Origin of the sequence: Serratia fonticola (assembly GCF_001006005.1) — a bacterium.
Taxonomy (GTDB): domain Bacteria; phylum Pseudomonadota; class Gammaproteobacteria; order Enterobacterales; family Enterobacteriaceae; genus Chania; species Chania fonticola.
Genome location: NZ_CP011254.1, coordinates 5,788,805 through 5,806,597, shown reverse-complemented (window position 1 = coordinate 5,806,597; position 17,793 = coordinate 5,788,805). Strand labels below are relative to the sequence as shown.

Genomic DNA, 17,793 nt, shown 5'->3' with positions numbered 1-17,793 from the left:
CTGTATGGCAGCAAGCTGCGGACACTGGCGGGATTGCAACGCTATCCCCACTTTTGACAAGGGCCGCTGATGCCCTGAGTACTAAGGACAAGAGCATGATTCTCGATAATTTTTCATTGCAGGGTAAAGTGGCGATTGTGACCGGTTGTGACACCGGGCTGGGACAGGGGATGGCCATAGGGCTGGCTCAAGCGGGTTGTGATATCGTTGGCGTTAACGTGGTTGAGCCGGACGAAACCATTGCCAAAGTCACCGCACTGGGGCGTCGTTTCCTGAGCCTGAAAGCCGACCTGAGCAAGCTGGAAGTGCTGCCTGAGCTGCTGGAGCGCGCGGTGGCCGAATTCGGTCATATCGATATTCTGGTCAATAACGCCGGCATCATTCGCCGCCAGGATGCGCTGCAGTTTAGCGAAAAAGATTGGGATGACGTGATGAACCTGAACATCAAGACGGTGTTCTTCATGTCTCAGGCGGTGGCCCGTCAGTTTATTGCCCAAGGCACCGGCGGCAAGATCATTAATATCGCCTCCATGCTGTCTTACCAAGGGGGCATCCGTGTGCCGTCTTACACCGCGTCCAAGAGCGCTGTGATGGGTGTTACCCGTCTGTTGGCCAACGAATGGGCCAGCCACGGTATCAACGTGAACGCGTTGGCTCCAGGCTATATGGCGACGAACAATACTCGCCAACTGCGCGACGATCAGGCTCGCAGCGAGGAAATCCTCGAGCGTATCCCGGCTGGCCGTTGGGGCCTGCCAGAAGATCTGATGGGGCCGGTGGTATTCCTGGCTTCACCGGCTTCGGATTACATCAATGGCTACACCGTAGCGGTAGATGGCGGCTGGTTGGCTCGCTAACTAGACAAAGAATAACCGATTGATTTTATTTGCGGAGAGCGAAAGATGAATATTGCACTGATGATGGAAAACAGCCAGGCGGGTAAAAATGCGCTGGTTCTCGAACAATTGCAGGCGGTTGCGGCTGGCAATCATGATGCGGTGTTCAACGTGGGTATGAGCGATGAGCAGGATCACCATCTGACCTATATCCACTTAGGGATTATGGCCAGCATTCTGTTGAACGCCGAAGCGGTCGACTTTGTGGTCACTGGCTGCGGTACCGGGCAGGGCGCCTTGATGTCACTTAACATCCATCCTGGCGTAGTGTGCGGTTACTGTATCGATCCTGCGGATGCTTTCCTGTTCGCTCAGATCAACAACGGTAATGCGCTGTCCCTGCCGTTTGCCAAAGGTTTTGGCTGGGGTGCAGAGTTGAACGTGCGCTATATCTTTGAGAAGGCCTTTACCGGGCGTAAAGGTGAAGGTTATCCGGTAGAGCGTAAGGAACCTCAGGTTCGTAACGCCGGTATCCTCAATCAGGTTAAGCAGGCGGTGATCAAAGACAACTACCTTGATACGCTGCGTGCCATCGATCCAGAGCTGGTGAAGACCGCCGTTAGCGGCCCTCGCTTCCAGGAATGCCTGTTCTCCAACGGCAAAAAGCCGGAGATTGTGGCGTTTGTCAAAGAACTGCTGGCCCGCGCCTGATGTTCTTCAGGTGGCCGAATATCGGCCACCTGTTTTCCCCACCGCTTGTTGTCTAACCCAGCTACGTTAAAATGGTTTCATATTCCGTATTAAAGGAAAGATTATGAAGCTGATGTTCGCCTCGGACCTGCATGGTTCACTCTCCGCCACCGACAAAATCCTCGAACTGTTTGCTCAAAGCCAGGCTGACTGGTTGATACTGTTGGGTGATTTGCTCAATCACGGCCCGCGCAACGCCTTGCCAGATAACTATCAGCCCGCGCAGGTAGCCGAACGATTGAATCACGTTAGTGACAAAATCGTTGCCGTTCGCGGTAATTGCGACAGTGAAGTCGATCAGATGCTGCTCACCTTCCCGATGATGGCCCCTTACCAGCAGGTGCTATTAGCCAAAAGACGATTGTTTTTAACCCACGGGCACCTTTATCATCCCAACACATTACCGCCTTTAACGGGCGGAGACGTGCTGGTGTATGGCCATACGCATTTGCCCCAGGCACAAAGGCAAGGGGAGATCTACTGTTTTAATCCAGGCTCGGTCAGCATCCCGAAAGGGGGTTTTCCTGCCAGCTATGGCATACTGACAGACGACGTCTTGAGCGTGCTCGAGTTGCACAACGGCAAGGTTGTTGCAGAGGTGGCGTTAACGCACTAATTTTATAGTCCCGATAGCTTGAAAGTGGCAGCCATGGTTGTGGCTTGGCAGAGCAGGGGCACATACCAAAAATAATTGAAGCATAACCCGTGCGCGGCATGCATCGCGCCCAAAAAAGAAGGTTTTACAGGATGGCGGAACAGGATCAGGCTGCAGATACCGAGTGGGTTGATATCGTCAACGAGCAAAACGAAGTGATTGCTCAGTCCAGTCGTCAACAGATGCGTGCCCAACGGCTGCGTCATCGTGCGACCTATATTGTGGTGCATGATGGCATGGGGAAAATTTTGGTGCAGCGGCGCACTGACACCAAAGATTTTTACCCGGGTTGGATGGATGCCACCGCAGGGGGAGTGGTACAAAGCGGGGAAAACGTGTTGGACTCTGCCCGCCGTGAGGCGGAAGAAGAGCTGGGTATCGCCGGGATCCCGTTTGCCGAACATGGCCTGTTCTACTTTGAAGAGGAACAGTGCCGTATTTGGGGGGCGTTGTTTAGCTGCGTCGCCAATGGCCCGTTCGCTCTGCAGGAAGAAGAAGTGGCTGAAGTGAGCTGGTTGACGCCAGAGGAGATCACCGCCCGCTGCGACGAGTTCACCCCCGATTCGCTGAAGGCATTATCGCTGTGGCTAACGCGTAATAACGGCCAGGACTACGGTAAGCCGCTGCCGCGCGAAAGCAGAGCCAGCTCTGGCGAGGAAGACGCCTGATTTAACGCACGGCCTTGCTGCTCATAGAGTAGCAAGGCCGTCTATTCTTCTCCCCAATTAGACCCTCCCCACTTGCCAACCATCTGAAATCACAAATGTTACCATCAATGACGGCATTCATACTTTCCCTCTCGGCCCAAATCAGCTGATTTCATCTACCTACAATTAGTTAACCCACCTCATCAAAATTTCTATCCTTGGCGCTACAAATGCGCATAGAAAAAATATATTTATTTATCATGACATTACATGTCATTTTTGGTTTGGTTTTGATAATTTTTGTTTTTAAACAAAAAAATCAAAACAACGTTTCTACTTTGGTCACACTTTTGCCATCCACTGAATGACGTTGGAAAAATTTCAGATATAATAATTTGAAATAGTGTTTCAGTTTGTTGGTTGGTAGATGTCGGAATCATCTGGGAGACCGAAAAATGGACTTAGCCTTCTGTAGCAAGCAACCCGACAGCATAGTGACAACGCGAGCATTGGCCGCTGATCACTGGCTGAGATTGGCCAGCGAACGCCTGAAAAAATTTATTGATTTATCACTACGGGGGGGATGCTGAACCTGGGCAGACTGCCCGGCTTTTCATTTCTATTGTTTAATCTTACTTAAATTTTACTTAACTAATTTCATTTCTTTTTCTATTTAAATGGCTATGGGTAACAACCATGAATGAAAACAGAATGCTGGGGTTAGCCTATATATCACCTTATATAATAGGGTTGATCATATTTACGGCGTTCCCCTTTGTGTCATCATTCTTGCTGAGCTTTACGGAATATGACCTGATGAATCCCCCGGTGTTTAACGGGGTGGAAAACTATCGTTATATGCTGATGGAAGACCATCTTTTTTGGAAATCGATGGGCGTCACCTTTGCATATGTGTTTCTGACCATCCCGTTAAAATTGGCATTTGCGTTAGGTATCGCTTTTGTCCTTAATTTTAAACTGCGCGGCATCGGCTTTTTCCGTACGGCGTATTACGTTCCTTCTATCCTGGGCAGCAGCGTGGCTATCGCCGTGTTGTGGCGTGCTCTGTTTGCCATCGACGGGCTGCTAAACAGCTTTATCGGTGTCTTTGGGATGGATCCGATCAACTGGTTGGGCGAGCCTTCTCTGGCATTAATGTCGGTTACGTTGCTGCGTGTATGGCAGTTCGGCTCTGCGATGGTGATCTTCCTGGCGGCGCTGCAAAACGTGCCACAGTCACAATATGAAGCGGCCATGATTGATGGTGCTTCCAAGTGGCAGATGTTTATGAAGGTCACGGTACCGCTGATCACGCCGGTGATTTTCTTCAACTTTATTATGCAGACCACGCAGGCGTTCCAAGAGTTTACTGCCCCGTATGTCATTACCGGGGGCGGGCCAACCCATTACACCTATCTGTTCTCACTGTATATCTACGATACCGCCTTTAAATATTTTGATATGGGTTACGGTGCCGCATTGGCGTGGATCCTGTTCCTGGTTGTGGCCCTGTTCGCCTCAATCGCCTTTAAATCATCGAAGTATTGGGTCTTCTACTCGGCAGACAAGGGTGGCAAAAATGGCTGACATGCAACAGAACCAATTACCCATGTCCAGTGCGCAGGAAATCGCTGAGCGTGAAGTTCAGCGCACATTGCGCCGGGAAAAAATCAGCGCCGCTATTCGTTACGTCGTGCTGCTGCTGGTGGGATTGTTGATGCTTTATCCGCTGGTGTGGATGTTCTCAGCCTCGTTTAAACCCAACCAGGAGATCTTCACCACCCTAGGCCTGTGGCCAGATAATGCGACCTCGGACGGTTTCGTTAACGGTTGGAAAACCGGCACGGAATATAACTTTGGTCATTACATGCTTAACACCTTTAAATTTGTGATCCCCAAGGTGTTATTAACCATTATCTCTTCGACCATTGTGGCCTACGGTTTTGCCCGCTTTGAGATCCCGTGGAAGAAATTCTGGTTTGCCACGCTGATCACCACCATGTTGCTGCCGAGCACGGTGTTACTGATCCCGCAATACATCATGTTCCGTGAAATGGGCATGCTGGACAGCTATCTGCCGCTCTATTTGCCGTTGGCATTTGCGACCCAAGGGTTCTTCGTCTTTATGTTGATCCAGTTCCTGCGCGGTGTACCACGGGATATGGAAGAGGCGGCCCAGATTGATGGTTGCAACTCGTTCCAGGTGCTGTGGTATGTGGTGGTGCCGATCCTGAAACCGGCGATTATCTCCGTCGCTCTGTTCCAGTTTATGTGGTCGATGAATGACTTTATTGGCCCGTTGATCTACGTCTACAGCGTCGATAAGTACCCGATTGCGCTGGCGTTGAAAATGTCTATCGACGTGACAGAAGGTGCGCCGTGGAACGAAATCCTGGCTATGGCAAGCATCTCTATTCTGCCGTCCATCATCGTGTTCTTCCTGGCCCAACGCTACTTTGTGCAGGGCGTTACCAGCAGCGGAATTAAAGGTTAATTGAGGATCTATCATGGCTGAAGTCATTTTTAACAATCTGCAGAAAGTGTACAGCAACGGTTATAAGGCGGTACATGGCATCAATCTGACCATTGCCGATGGCGAGTTTATGGTGATTGTCGGCCCTTCCGGCTGTGCCAAATCGACCACGCTGCGGATGCTGGCAGGGCTGGAAACCATTAGCGGCGGTGAAGTGCGCATTGGCGACCGCGTGGTGAATAACCTGGCCCCTAAATCCCGTGGTATTGCCATGGTGTTCCAGAACTATGCGCTGTATCCGCATATGACGGTAAAAGATAACCTGGCGTTTGGTTTGAAGCTGAGCAAGCTGCCTAAAGAGCAGATTGAAGAGCAGGTCAACGAAGCCGCCAAGATCCTGGAGCTGGAAGAGCTGTTGGATCGTTTGCCACGCCAACTCTCTGGTGGGCAGGCGCAGCGTGTGGCCGTGGGCCGCGCAATTGTGAAAAAACCAGACGTGTTCCTGTTCGATGAACCGTTGTCTAACCTGGATGCCAAGCTGCGTGCTTCGATGCGTATCCGTATTTCCGATTTGCACAAGCAGCTGAAAAAGAGCGGCAAACCGGCGACCACCGTCTATGTTACCCACGATCAGACCGAAGCCATGACCATGGGCGACCGTATCTGCGTGATGAAGCTGGGCCATATCATGCAGGTGGATACGCCAGACAACCTGTACCACTACCCGAAAAACATGTTTGTCGCCGGCTTTATCGGGGCGCCAGAAATGAACATCAAGCCGAGCAAACTGGTAGAGAAGGACGGCAAAATCGGCCTTACCGTCGGTAACTACACCTTGACCCTCAGCCAGCATCAGCAGGATAAGGTCGCCAGCTTTGTCGGGCAGGACGTGTTCTTTGGCGTGCGGCCCGAGTTTGTGTCGATTTCAGAGTCGCCGTTTGAGGGCAACCACTCCGAAGGGGAATTGGTCCGCGTCGAGAATATGGGCCATGAGTTCTTTGTTTACCTGAAGGTGAATGATTTTGAACTGACCTGCCGTATTCCTTCCGATGACGTCAAACCGATCCTGAAAAATGGGCTGCATCGTCCGGTTTACTTCAAATTCGATATGGATAAATGCCACATTTTTGATGCGAAAACAGAAAAGAATATTTCTCTTTAACAGGAGTGGTCAATAATGAAAAAAATAGTCTTACGTACTCTGGTAGCCTCGTCCATGGCGATATTTGCCCATCAGGCCTTTGCCGCGGAACAGGTTGACTTACGTATGTCCTGGTGGGGAGGCAATGGCCGCCATCAGGTTACGTTGAAAGCGATTGAAGCATTCGAGAAGCAGAACCCGAATATCAAGGTGAAATCGGAATATACCGGCTGGGACGGTCACCTTTCACGCCTGACCACCCAAATCGCCGGGGGCACCGAGCCGGACGTGATGCAAACCAACTGGAACTGGCTGCCGATCTTTTCAAAAACTGGCACCGGATTCTATGACCTGAACAAGGTGAGTGAGTATCTGGATCTGACTCAGTTTGATCCCAAAGAGCTGCAAACCACCACTATTGACGGCAAGCTGAACGGCATCCCGATCTCAGTGACCGCACGCGTTTTCTATTATAACGATGTCACCTGGAAAGACGCGGGCGTGCAATATCCCAATAATTGGGATGAATTGCTCGCCGCCGGTAAAACCTTCAACGAAAAACTGGGCGACAAATATTATCCGGTGGTGTTGGAGCACCAGGATACTTTTGCGTTGTTACGCTCGTATATGATCCAGAAACATAACGTCGATATTATCGACGAGTCAAAGAAAAAGTTTGCTTACACCGAAGCGCAATGGGTCGATTTCTTCCAGATGTATAAAGACATGGTGGATAGCCACGTCATGCCGTCATCGAAATACTATGCCTCGTTCGGCAAAAGCAATATGTATGAGATGAAACCCTGGATTGCGGGGGAATGGGGTGGAACCTATATGTGGAACTCCACCATCAACAAATATTCCGACAACCTGAAGGCACCGGCCAAGCTTGAACTGGGGCCATACCCGATGTTGCCTGGGGCCAAGGATGCCGGATTGTTCTTCAAACCGTCGCAAATGTTCTCGATTGGTAAAAGCAGCAAGCATCCAAAAGAAGCGGCAATGTTGATTAACTTCCTGTTAAACAGCAAGGAAGGCGTTGAGGCGCTGAAGCTGGAGCGTGGCGTACCGTTAAGCAAAGTGGCCGTCAGCCAGTTGCGCGAAAGTGGAGCGATCCAGGATAGCGATCCGGCGGTTTCCGGGTTGAAACTGGCGTTGTCACTGCCGCATGCCATCAGCGCTTCACCGTATTTTGACGACCCGCAGATCGTAGTGCTGTTCCAGGATGCCATTCAGAATATCGATTATGGTAAGAAAACGGTGCAGGAAGTGGCGGCAGATTTCCAGCGCCAGGGCGACCGTATTCTGAAACGCGCCATGAGATAAGGCTTATTTAAATAGCTGTTGGTCATAGTGATACAACTGGGAGCTATGCAGAACGCCGACACGCCGTGAACCCGTCCCTGGGGGCTCGTATCGCGCATCCATGCGCTCAACGGTCGGCTAACCTGCATAGCACCCATCTGTCAGAGGCTTAAGGTGGCGCGGTATTACAAACGGCTATTTATGTTGGGTAATCTTTATTCATCAAAAAAGATAAAGTTTGTTTTAAGTTATATGTTCGCTATTTCCGTTTTTGAGTAATAAGTATTTCAAAAAACACTATAACCCCCTTAATTAGAGCGGGGATGTCTTTTCTATAATTAAATGATAAGGGTAGTAATAATGAAATTTAAATTATTGACTCTGGTGTTAGCCTCTGTAGCAAACTTTAGTGCAATGGCCATGTCGCTTGATTTGCGCCATGAATGGCAGGATACTGGCAAAGGCGACCATAAAGATCGTATGTTGGTCTCTCATCGTTTTGACAACGGGCTGGGATTCTCTCTGGAAGCAAAATGGCGTCAGGACTCTTCAGACTCGACGCCTGATAAACCTTTCCACGAGCAGGTCAGTAATGGCACAGAAGCCGTCGTCAGCTATCAGCATAAATTTGATGCGATCACCCTGCAGCCTGGGTTCTCGCTAGAGTCCAATAGTAATAATAACGGTTATCGTCCTTATCTGCGTGCGCAGTATAACTTTACCAAAGACATTTATGTGGCGGGCAGATATCGCTACGAATATAAGCGCACCACCTCAAAAGGATCAGAGGGGGATGAGAAAACCAACCGTGGCGATTTTTGGTTAGGTTATAACTTCTACAAAGACTGGTCGGCCGAATATAACTACGTGTATAAGAGCAGCAACAAGGTTATTTTTGATGACGGCAAAACCGATTACGAACATAACGTCAAGCTGGCTTACAAGTGGGATAAAAACTGGAAGCCTTATGTTGAAGTGGGGAACGTGAAGCAAGATAGCCAACACGATAACCGCCAGACGCGCTACCGTGTTGGGATAAACTATAGCTGGTAAGTGTAGTTGAGTTACCGGGAACGCCGTCTTTTCTGCGGGTTCCCGGTATTATCGCGATTAACAGCTGCTACGACGACACAAGGTTGAAGGGATCGACCCTTCGGGCTGCCAGGGCTGATCGTTCAAACGCGCTAACAATGCCTTGCCTGCCTGAATACCAATCTCCTTATGCGGCACGGTCATGGTCGTCAGCGGTGGCTGGCAGACCTGGCTGACCTCGCTGTTGCCAAACCCCACGATAGCCAACTGCTCCGGCACCTTGATCCGCCGCCGCTGGCATTCATACAGTGCGCCACAGGCCAGTTCATCAGACGCACAGACCAAGGCATCCAACTCTGGCCAAGCCAGTAAAAACTCCGGCAATTGCTGGGCGCCGAGGCTGAAGCTGGCGGGTTGTGCGGCATTAATCACCCGATGAGGGGACATGTGGTTTTGCAGTAGCGCTTTGTGCCAGCCTTGCAGATGCTGTTGGAAAATCCACTGTTCCTGATTGGCGCACAGCAGGCCAACATTCTGATACCCGCTGGCAATCACGGTTTGAGTGAGCTGATACATGGCGGCGACATAATCGATGCCGATATTGATGTCGATCGGGTCGGTGCGGATTGCTCCAATTTCCACTACCGGAATATTGGCTGCGGTTAATGCCTGACGGGTATTTTCAGAATGCTCAATGCTTAACAGCACCGCCGCAGCCAGGTTGTAAGAGAGCAGGGTTTCCAGCAACGTTTCTTCACGCTCGATATGATGTTGGGACTCGGCTAGCATGATCTGGTAACCCGCCGGTTGCAGTACCCGCTGTAACCCTGCAAACATATCCGCACAGCCGGACTCGGAAAAACTCGGCACCACCATGGCGATGGTATAAGAAGACGCCGAGGCTAACGAACTGGCCGCCAGGTTGGGGAGATAACCTAACTCACTGACCGCCGACTCAATTTTTTCTCTCAGCTTATCTGAAACCTGTTCCGGCGTGCGTAGCGCCCGCGAGACGGTCATGGTGCCCACGCCTGCCAATTGGGCTACGTCGGCCAGGGTAACCCGGCCGGTACTGCGTCGTTTTCTACCGATCGACATTGCTGATCCTGACTGAAATGCGCGCATAACGCATAAATGAGCTCATGGGGTGAAGTCCATCTGAGACTGCTGACAAACCCTCTCCGGGCTCACAACGTAGGGGCGCTGCATGCTGCGCCCATCTATACCACCCGTCGTCTTTCAAGCTTGTCGCCTAGCTGCAATGGGTTCAACATTCCCGCTTCTGCGCCCATTCTACCCCGTTCCTTTGGCGATCGATAAAAAAACTGAGCCGCCGGGTTTCATCCCCGATAGTTTTGATAGCGCTATCACAGATCTGGATGATGGATTTTTGGTAGCGCTATCTTTGTGCGATAAGTCACAGTTTAACCCCTGCACGTTGATTAAAGTTTTACCGTCGCCGGGCTTTTCCATGACGGCTACGTGCCATCAAACGATCCATAGCCAACAGATTTCGTCCCGTTTCGGTTCGGAAACTCTGGCGGTTTAAGGGAAAAACCCCATAAGGAGGAGATGTGCTCAACGACTGGTTGAACGCCGACCACATTCAACTGTGCGATCAGGTTACCGACTGGCAGGAGGCGGTCACGCTGAGTGCTCAGCCGCTACTGCAGCGTGGTGTGATCACCGCCGATTACCTGACGGCCATATTTCAGCAACATCAGGCGCTGGGGCCCTATTACGTGTTGGCACCCGGTATCGCGATGCCCCATGCCAGGCCGGAGGAGGGCGCCAAAGCGCTTGGTCTTTCACTGTTAAAGATCAATCAGGGCGTGCATTTTCAGTCCGAAGATAACGATCCGGTCTTCATCGTGGTGATGCTTTCCGCTCCAGATAGCAGTAGCCACATTGAAATGATCTCGCAGCTGGGCGAGTTATTTTCTGATAGCGAAGCCATGGAGAAACTGTTCCTGGCGCAAACCAAACGGCAAATTGAGGAAGTTATCGCCAATTATTAATCTCTAACCGGTTATACCCGCAGCTTTTGATAATACTCAGCATCCGATAGATATCGGGTGACGCTATCCTACACATAAAATTTGGCAGGTAAGAATAATGAAAATCATGGCTATTTGTGGCTCAGGATTGGGCAGCAGTTTTATGGTGGAAATGAACATCAAGAAAGTGCTGAAAAAAATGAATATTGAGGCGGAGGTTGAACATTCCGATCTTTCCTCGGCAACGCCGGGCGCGGCAGATATCTTCGTGATGGCGAAAGATATTGCTGCTAGCGCCAGTGTGCCAGCCGACCAGTTAGTGGTGATCAGCAATATCATTGATATTAATGAGCTTGAAACCAAACTGCATGCTTACTTCACAGCACACTCCATTATTTAATCTAACCCATTGGCGAGGTGGATATGTTTATCCAGGAAACGCTCAGGTTTGTGGTTGATATATTAAAGGTCCCGGCGGTATTGGTCGGGGTGATTGCCTTGATTGGTCTATTGGCACAAAAGAAATCTTTTTCTGACGTGGTCAAAGGTACGGTTAAAACCATTCTGGGCTTTATTGTGTTGGGCGGTGGGGCGACGGTATTAGTCGGCTCACTGAATCCATTGGGCGGCATGTTTGAGCATGCGTTCAATATTCAGGGAATTATTCCCAATAACGAAGCCATTGTTTCTATCTCACTAGAGAAATACGGGGCTTCCACCGCGCTGATTATGGCGTTTGGCATGGTGGCCAACATCATCGTGGCCCGCTTTACCCGCTTGAAATACATCTTCCTGACCGGGCACCACACCTTCTACATGGCCTGTATGATCGGCATCATCCTTACCGTGGCCGGTTTTGAGGGCGTACAGCTGGTGTTCACCGGAGCGCTGACTCTGGGATTGGTGATGGCGTTCTTCCCGGCGATTGCCCAGCGCTATATGCGCCGCATTACTGGCAACGACGACATTGCCTTTGGCCATTTCGGCACCTTGGGCTATGTCCTTTCCGGCTGGCTCGGTTCCAAGGTGGGGAAAAACTCGCGTTCCACCGAGGAGATGAACTTACCTAAAAACCTCAGCTTCCTGCGTGACAGCTCGATTTCCATCTCGATGACCATGATCGTGATCTACCTGATCCTGGCTATCTGCGCGGGCCAGGATTACGTCGAAAGCCAATTGAGTGGCGGGCAGAACTACCTGGTGTACTCGATTATTCAGGCGATCACTTTTGCCGCCGGGGTATTCATCATTCTGCAAGGGGTGCGTCTGATCCTGGCCGAGATCGTCCCGGCCTTTACCGGCTTCTCGGAAAAACTGGTCCCTAATGCCCGCCCGGCGCTGGACTGCCCGGTGGTCTATCCCTATGCCCCGAATGCGGTGTTGATTGGTTTCCTGTTCAGCTTCCTGGGTGGCCTGGCCGGTCTGTTCTTGCTCGGCCAAATGAAGATGGTGCTGATCCTACCGGGCGTGGTGCCGCACTTCTTCACCGGGGCCACTGCCGGGGTGTTCGGCAATGCGACCGGCGGGCGGCGCGGTGCCATGCTGGGGGCATTTGCCAACGGCCTGTTGATTACCTTCCTGCCGGTGCTGTTGTTACCGGTACTGGGCGCGCTGGGTTTTGCCAACACTACCTTCTCCGATACGGACTTCGGCGTAGTGGGGATCGTGTTGGGCAATATGGCGCGCTTCCTGACCAAAGAAATGATCATGGTCGCGATTGTTGCCATCTTTGGCCTGCTGGTCGCGCATAACTTCTTGGGGAAACGCAAAGATGCCCCAGCCAGAAATAAGGAGGAAAGTTCATGAGCAACACCGTGACTGATTTGACGAAATTGGCCGGGGCGATCCGTCTGGAAACGCTGAAGGCACTCACTGGGCTGGGGTTTGGCCATTACGGCGGCTGTATGTCGGTGGTTGAAACGCTGGCGGTGTTATACGGCGAAGTGATGCGTATCGATCCGGGTGACCCGGATTGGCCAGAGCGCGATTATTTCGTGCTGTCGAAAGGCCATGCTGGTCCGGCGCTGTATAGCGTGCTGGCGCTTAAGGGCTATTTCCCGTTGGAGCAGTTGCAAACGCTCAACCAGAATGGCACCCGGTTGCCGAGCCACCCAGATCGCTTGCTAACCCGTGGGGTGGATGCCACCACCGGATCGCTTGGGCAAGGGGTCTCTATCGCTGCCGGTATGGCGCTTTCACACCAACTGGCAAAGCGCAGCAACCGGGTATTCTGCATCCTGGGGGATGGTGAACTGAACGAAGGCCAATGTTGGGAAGCGTTCCAGTTTATCGCCCACCACAATCTGCATAATCTGACGCTGTTTATTGATTACAACAAACAGCAGCTGGACGGCACGCTGGATGAGGTGATCAAACCCTTCGATCTGGCCGGTAAATTCCGCGCCTTTGGTTTTGAGGTACAGACCGTTCGTGGGGATGACATTGCGGCGATCCGTGATGCCGTATTGCCGGAGCGCAGTGGAGAGCAACGGCCATTGGTGGTGATCCTCGATAGCCTCAAGGGGCAGGGCGTGGCGTATCTGGAGAACCTGAAAAACTCACATCATCTGCGTTTAACGCCAGATGTTCGTAGCGAAATCGAAAAGGCCATTGCCGAATTGGAGGCCGCCCATGTTTAACCAGGAAATGCCGTTGGAAAAAGACGCCGTAGAAATGCGCAAGGTGTACGCCAGCGTGATCCGCCAACAGGCCGAAGCCGATACGCCGGTGATTGCACTGGAAGCAGATCTGATGAGTTCGATGGCTATGGATGGCGTACATAAGGATCACCCTGAGCGGGTCATCAACTGCGGTATCATGGAGGCCAATGTGATTGGCGTGGCCGCCGGTTTATCACTGACCGGACGAGTGCCATTTGTCCACACCTTCACCGCTTTTGCCAGCCGCCGCTGTTTCGATCAGCTGTTTATGTCGTTGGACTATCAGCGCAACAACGTCAAGGTGATCGCTTCCGATGCCGGGGTTAGCGCCTGCCATAACGGCGGCACGCATATGTCGTTTGAAGACATGGGGATCGTGCGCGGCCTGGCGCATTCGGTGGTATTGGAGGTGACCGATGCCACCATGTTCCAGGATATTTTGCAGCAACTGGTGAAGTTGCAAGGCTTCTACTGGGTACGAACCATTCGTAAGCAGGCGACACGCATTTATCCCGCAGGTTATCGTTTCACCATCGGCAAGGCTAATCTATTGCGTGACGGCAGCGATATTACGTTGATCGCCAACGGCATTATGGTCGCCGAAGCGTTGCATGCGGCGCAGGAACTGCAAAAGCGTGGCATCAGCGCGGCGGTGATAGACATGTTTACGCTCAAGCCTATCGATCGTGAAATCATCAAAACCTTTGCGGCGAAAACCGGCAGGATCGTCACCTGCGAGAACCACAGCATTCATAACGGGCTTGGTTCGGCGGTAGCGGAGGTGCTGGTGGAAGAGTGCCCGGTACCGATGCGGCGGGTGGGGGTGAAAGGCCGCTATGGGCAAGTGGGCACGCAGGAGTTCTTGCAGCAGGAGTATGGCCTGACGGCGGCGCATATTGTGGCGGCGGCGGATGAGTTGTTGACCCCTCACCCCAACCCTCTCCCACAGGGAGAGGGAGCTGATAGCCCGAGCTCTGTTGGAAGTAAATAGGTCATCTCAGCAAACTAGCCCCCAACTACCCGATAGGGAAAAGGGAGCTGATAGCGGGTGCTCTGCTGGAAGTAAATAGGTCATCTCAGCAAACTTGCTTCAACACTTTCCCTGTACAGACCGGGGACAGGGTAGACAGGTGTTCAAGGACATGGTGAACACTTTTTCATATCCTTTAGCCATGACGATCGGCCTATTTCTCAGGCCGATCGTCACCTTATCCAAGGCGTGTCACCGAATTTTCAGATCCACTCGATCGGTCCCCTCGCTCTGTGTATAGACCGGGGACAGGGTAGACAGGTGTTCAAGGAGATGGTGAACACTTTTCATATCCTTTAGCCATGACGATCGGCCTATTTCTCCGGCCGATCGTCATCTTATCCAAAGTGTGTCACCGAATTTTCAGATCCACTCGATCGGTCCCCTCGCCCTGTGGGAGAGGGTTAGGGTGAGGGCATCAGGCGGTGTATTGCTCGGTGTTTTGTTCCCCCAACCGAGCCTGCTCCTGCAATATCTGCATTGCTTGCTGATAGTTCATCTCTTTGCGGAACAACCCGGCGGTGCCCAGGATGAACATATCCACATCTGCGGCCAATGCTTTGACGATGTCAGGCGAGATAGCGCCATCAATGGCGATCTTTGCTGCGCTGTGATGCTCTCTCAGCATCTGGCGCAACCGCCGGGTTTTATCGATGGCATGGTGGATAAATGGCTGGCCAGCAAAGCCAGGATTGACCGACATCACCAGAACCACATCAACCACATCAAGCACTTCGCTCAGGCAGCTCAAGGGTGTACCAGGATTGATCGCCACGCCAGCTTTGACGCCGCGCTGGCGGATATTGCTCAGGGTACGGTGCAGATGCGTTGGGGCTTCGGCGTGTACATAGATAATATTGCAGCCCAGATCGGCAAACTTGTCGATATACGCGTCCGGGTTGCTCATCATCAGATGGGCGTCATAAGGGATCTTCGCCAGCTTGGCGACAGCTTTGATATCTTCCGGCCCTAGCGCCAGATTGGGGACAAAATGACCGTCCATGATATCGATATGGAACATGGCTGCTCCAGCGGCTTCCAGTTCGGCAAGCTCTTCGGCCAAGCGGGAGAAATCTACGCACATCAATGAAGGGCAGAATGCGTTGTTCATGGTTGGGTCTCCAGTGCAGCAATCATTTCCACACGCTTCTGGTGGCGATCTCCTTCGAACCGGGCGTTAAGCCACTCGTCGACGATCATTTTCGCCAATTCGGCGCCGATGACCCGTGAGCCGAAGGCCAGAATATTGGTGTTATTGTGCTGGCGGGACAGTTTGGCTGAGTAAGGCTCGCTGCATACCACGGCGCGGATGCCGTTGACCTTGTTGGCGGCAATCGAGATGCCGATACCCGAACCACAGATTAGGATGCCAAGATCGGCCTCTTGCGAAACCACCGCATCGGCAACGGCTTTGGCATACAGCGGGTAGTCGGTGCGTTGTTCCCCATGGGCACCTTTATCGATCACGTTAATCCCTTTTGCCTTGAGGTGCTCGATAATGGTCGGTTTTAAAATGATCCCTACGTGGTCACAGCCAATGGCAATTTTCATCTTTTATCCTCTGTTATCGCTGCCGCGCTGGCAGCGATAAATTCACAGTAATGCATTGATAATGGGTAATTTGAGTAGTTAAACGCCTTGCAGGCAGTCTTCCAGATTCGACTTAATCAGCGTGACGTGTGGGCCATAAATCACCTGTATCCCTTGGCCTCTGCGGATCACGCCTCGCGCTCCTGAGCTTTTCAGCAGGTTATCGTCAACCAGATTTTCATCGGCGACGGTGATGCGTAGCCGCGTGGCACAGCAGTCGATATTAGTGATGTTGGCTTTGCCACCGAGGCCCGCCACAATCAGCTCGGACACCTGATCGGTTTTCTGGTCGTGCGCTTGCGGAGCACTGCCTTTGGCGGCCTCCACGTCTTTACGGGTATAGAGTTTGGTTTCCTGACCTTCGTCCTCACGTCCTGGCGTTTTGAAATTGAAGCGCAGGATCAGGAAGCGGAAACTGAAGTAGTAAATCGGGAACAGGGGGATGCCGATCAGGATGGCATTGACCCAATGACTTTTGGCGTTGCCTTGCAGCACCCCGAACAGCACGAAGTCGATCAGGCTGCCGGAGAAGGTTTGCCCCACGCCGACGTTGAAGATGTGGCACAGCATGAACGACAGACCTGCCAGCACGCAGTGCAGTACATACAGCAATGGGGCAGCGAACAGGAATGAGAACTCGATAGGTTCGGTGATCCCGGTCAATACGGCGGTCAGCGTGGCGGACAGCAGCAGGCCTAGCACCAGTTTGCGGTGTTCGGGCTTGGCACAGTGGTAGATAGCCAAGGCGGCCCCGGGGATGCCAAACAGATAGAATGGGAATTTACCGGCCATAAAACGGGTGGCTTCTACCGAAAACTCCTTGGTGTTCGGGCTGGCCAGTTCGGCAAAGAAGATGTTCTGCGCGCCAGAGACTGAGATCCCGTCAATAATTTCGGTGCCGCCCAATCCGGTTTGCCAGAATGGCATGTAGAACACGTGGTGGAGGCCGAACGGGATCAGCGCTCGTTCGATAAAGCCGTAGATAAAGGTGCCGGCATAGCCTGCGCGGTTGACCAACCCGCCGAGGTGCATGATCCCGTCCTGAATGGTTGGCCAGATATAAAACATCAGGATACCCACGCCCACATAGGTCAACGCGGTAACGATAGGGACAAATCGGGTGCCGCCGAAGAATGAAAACGTTGCTGGTAACTCGATCCGGTAGAAACGGTTGTGCAGCGCGGCAACGCCCAGGCCAACCAGCACCCCGCCGAATACGCCCATTTGTAGTGAATTAATCCCCACGCTCATGCCCAGCGATCCGTTGGGCAAGGCTCCAGGGGCCAATAATCCGTTCAGTTGTAGCATGGCGTTGATGGTGGCGTGCATGGCAAAGAAACCGACGGCACCGGAGATGGCGGCGACCTGTTTCTCCTTGGTGGCCATTCCCATTGCTACGCCGATGGCAAACAGCATCGGCAGGTTGGAAAAGACGACGCTACCGGCACTTTTCATTACGGTTAGTAATGCGTGAAGTACCGTACCGTCACCCAACAGGGATTGCAGGCCATAAGATTCGATGGTGGTGGCGTTGGTGAATGATGCGCCAATGCCCAGCAGCAACCCGGCGACGGGGAGCAGGGCGATGGGCAGCATAAAAGAGTGCCCTATACGCTGAAGAATACCGAAGAATGACGATTTCATAGTGTTCCCTCAAATCAGATCTGGTATCGCTTA

18 protein-coding genes and 1 pseudogene are annotated in these 17,793 nt (G+C 52.2%); 15 read left to right on the top strand and 4 right to left on the bottom strand.

Features of this window, described 5'->3' with window-relative positions; genetic code table 11:
* Window positions 1-95 precede the first annotated feature (95 nt).
* The 9 genes from kduD to WN53_RS25735 all read left to right on the top strand — a co-directional run bounded on the left by kduD (window position 96) and on the right by WN53_RS25735 (window position 8,860).
* Window positions 96-857 carry a 2-dehydro-3-deoxy-D-gluconate 5-dehydrogenase KduD gene (gene kduD / locus WN53_RS25775; RefSeq protein WP_046808386.1) on the top strand — a complete coding sequence of 254 codons (762 nt, stop codon included), beginning with the start codon at window positions 96-98 and terminating at the stop codon, window positions 855-857.
* Between the two features lie 45 nt (window positions 858-902).
* On the top strand, window positions 903-1,547 hold the full coding sequence (locus WN53_RS25770) for an RpiB/LacA/LacB family sugar-phosphate isomerase (protein ID WP_021178550.1): 645 nt from the start codon (window positions 903-905) through the stop codon (window positions 1,545-1,547).
* 103 nt (window positions 1,548-1,650) lie between these two features.
* A complete protein-coding gene (gene yfcE / locus WN53_RS25765; protein ID WP_024485194.1) occupies window positions 1,651-2,202 on the top strand; it encodes a phosphodiesterase in 552 nt (183 codons plus the stop codon).
* A gap of 131 nt (window positions 2,203-2,333) precedes the next feature.
* On the top strand, window positions 2,334-2,909 hold the full coding sequence (gene yfcD, locus WN53_RS25760; RefSeq protein ID WP_021178548.1) for an NUDIX hydrolase YfcD: 576 nt from the start codon (window positions 2,334-2,336) through the stop codon (window positions 2,907-2,909).
* A gap of 675 nt (window positions 2,910-3,584) precedes the next feature.
* Window positions 3,585-4,475, top strand: coding sequence for a carbohydrate ABC transporter permease (locus WN53_RS25755; RefSeq protein ID WP_024485193.1), 891 nt, complete (start codon window positions 3,585-3,587; stop codon window positions 4,473-4,475).
* Entirely contained in the window at window positions 4,468-5,382 is a 915-nt protein-coding gene (locus WN53_RS25750; protein WP_024485192.1) for a carbohydrate ABC transporter permease, read from the top strand. Before WN53_RS25755 ends, WN53_RS25750 begins: the two co-directional genes overlap by 8 nt.
* 13 nt (window positions 5,383-5,395) lie before the next feature.
* Complete coding sequence (locus tag WN53_RS25745; protein WP_024485191.1) at window positions 5,396-6,523, top strand: ABC transporter ATP-binding protein; 1,128 nt, start codon at window positions 5,396-5,398, stop codon at window positions 6,521-6,523.
* A gap of 15 nt (window positions 6,524-6,538) precedes the next feature.
* Window positions 6,539-7,828 (top strand): ABC transporter substrate-binding protein, encoded by a 1,290-nt coding sequence (locus tag WN53_RS25740; RefSeq protein WP_024485190.1) that lies wholly within the window; start codon window positions 6,539-6,541, stop codon window positions 7,826-7,828.
* Between the two features lie 339 nt (window positions 7,829-8,167).
* On the top strand, window positions 8,168-8,860 hold the full coding sequence (locus tag WN53_RS25735) for an oligogalacturonate-specific porin KdgM family protein (RefSeq protein WP_046808385.1): 693 nt from the start codon (window positions 8,168-8,170) through the stop codon (window positions 8,858-8,860).
* A 57-nt stretch (window positions 8,861-8,917) separates the two neighbouring features.
* On the opposite strand, the gene WN53_RS25730 is transcribed toward WN53_RS25735, so the two are convergent.
* On the bottom strand, window positions 8,918-9,937 hold the full coding sequence (locus WN53_RS25730) for a LacI family DNA-binding transcriptional regulator (RefSeq protein ID WP_046808384.1): 1,020 nt from the start codon (window positions 9,935-9,937) through the stop codon (window positions 8,918-8,920).
* Between the two features lie 109 nt (window positions 9,938-10,046).
* Between WN53_RS25730 and WN53_RS28760 the strand changes: the two genes are divergently transcribed.
* The 6 genes and pseudogenes from WN53_RS28760 to WN53_RS25705 all read left to right on the top strand — a co-directional run.
* Entirely contained in the window at window positions 10,047-10,388 is a 342-nt protein-coding gene (locus WN53_RS28760; protein ID WP_152526598.1) for a hypothetical protein, read from the top strand.
* A gap of 25 nt (window positions 10,389-10,413) precedes the next feature.
* Window positions 10,414-10,857, top strand: coding sequence for a PTS sugar transporter subunit IIA (locus tag WN53_RS25725; protein ID WP_024485148.1), 444 nt, complete (start codon window positions 10,414-10,416; stop codon window positions 10,855-10,857).
* Window positions 10,858-10,954: 97 nt separating this feature from the next.
* Window positions 10,955-11,236 (top strand): PTS sugar transporter subunit IIB, encoded by a 282-nt coding sequence (locus WN53_RS25720; protein WP_046808383.1) that lies wholly within the window; start codon window positions 10,955-10,957, stop codon window positions 11,234-11,236.
* Window positions 11,237-11,259: 23 nt separating this feature from the next.
* Window positions 11,260-12,642: a PTS ascorbate transporter subunit IIC gene (locus WN53_RS25715; RefSeq protein WP_024485147.1), complete on the top strand. Its 1,383-nt coding sequence runs from the start codon at window positions 11,260-11,262 to the stop codon at window positions 12,640-12,642.
* Window positions 12,639-13,475: a transketolase gene (locus tag WN53_RS25710; protein WP_024485146.1), complete on the top strand. Its 837-nt coding sequence runs from the start codon at window positions 12,639-12,641 to the stop codon at window positions 13,473-13,475. Before WN53_RS25715 ends, WN53_RS25710 begins: the two co-directional genes overlap by 4 nt.
* Window positions 13,468-14,418: pseudogene (locus tag WN53_RS25705) on the top strand (transketolase family protein); the annotation flags it as partial. The gene WN53_RS25710 and the pseudogene WN53_RS25705, both read left to right, overlap by 8 nt.
* A gap of 526 nt (window positions 14,419-14,944) precedes the next feature.
* On the opposite strand, the gene rpe reads toward WN53_RS25705, so the two are convergent.
* The 3 genes from rpe to WN53_RS25690 all read right to left on the bottom strand — a co-directional run bounded on the left by rpe (window position 14,945) and on the right by WN53_RS25690 (window position 17,760).
* Complete coding sequence (gene rpe / locus WN53_RS25700; RefSeq protein ID WP_024485144.1) at window positions 14,945-15,637, bottom strand: ribulose-phosphate 3-epimerase; 693 nt, start codon at window positions 15,635-15,637, stop codon at window positions 14,945-14,947.
* Window positions 15,634-16,077 carry a ribose 5-phosphate isomerase B gene (gene rpiB, locus WN53_RS25695; RefSeq protein WP_024485143.1) on the bottom strand — a complete coding sequence of 148 codons (444 nt, stop codon included), beginning with the start codon at window positions 16,075-16,077 and terminating at the stop codon, window positions 15,634-15,636. Before rpiB ends, rpe begins: the two co-directional genes overlap by 4 nt.
* Before the next feature lie 78 nt (window positions 16,078-16,155).
* Complete coding sequence (locus WN53_RS25690) at window positions 16,156-17,760, bottom strand: PTS transporter subunit EIIC (protein WP_024485142.1); 1,605 nt, start codon at window positions 17,758-17,760, stop codon at window positions 16,156-16,158.
* Between the last annotated feature and the right edge of the window lie 33 nt (window positions 17,761-17,793).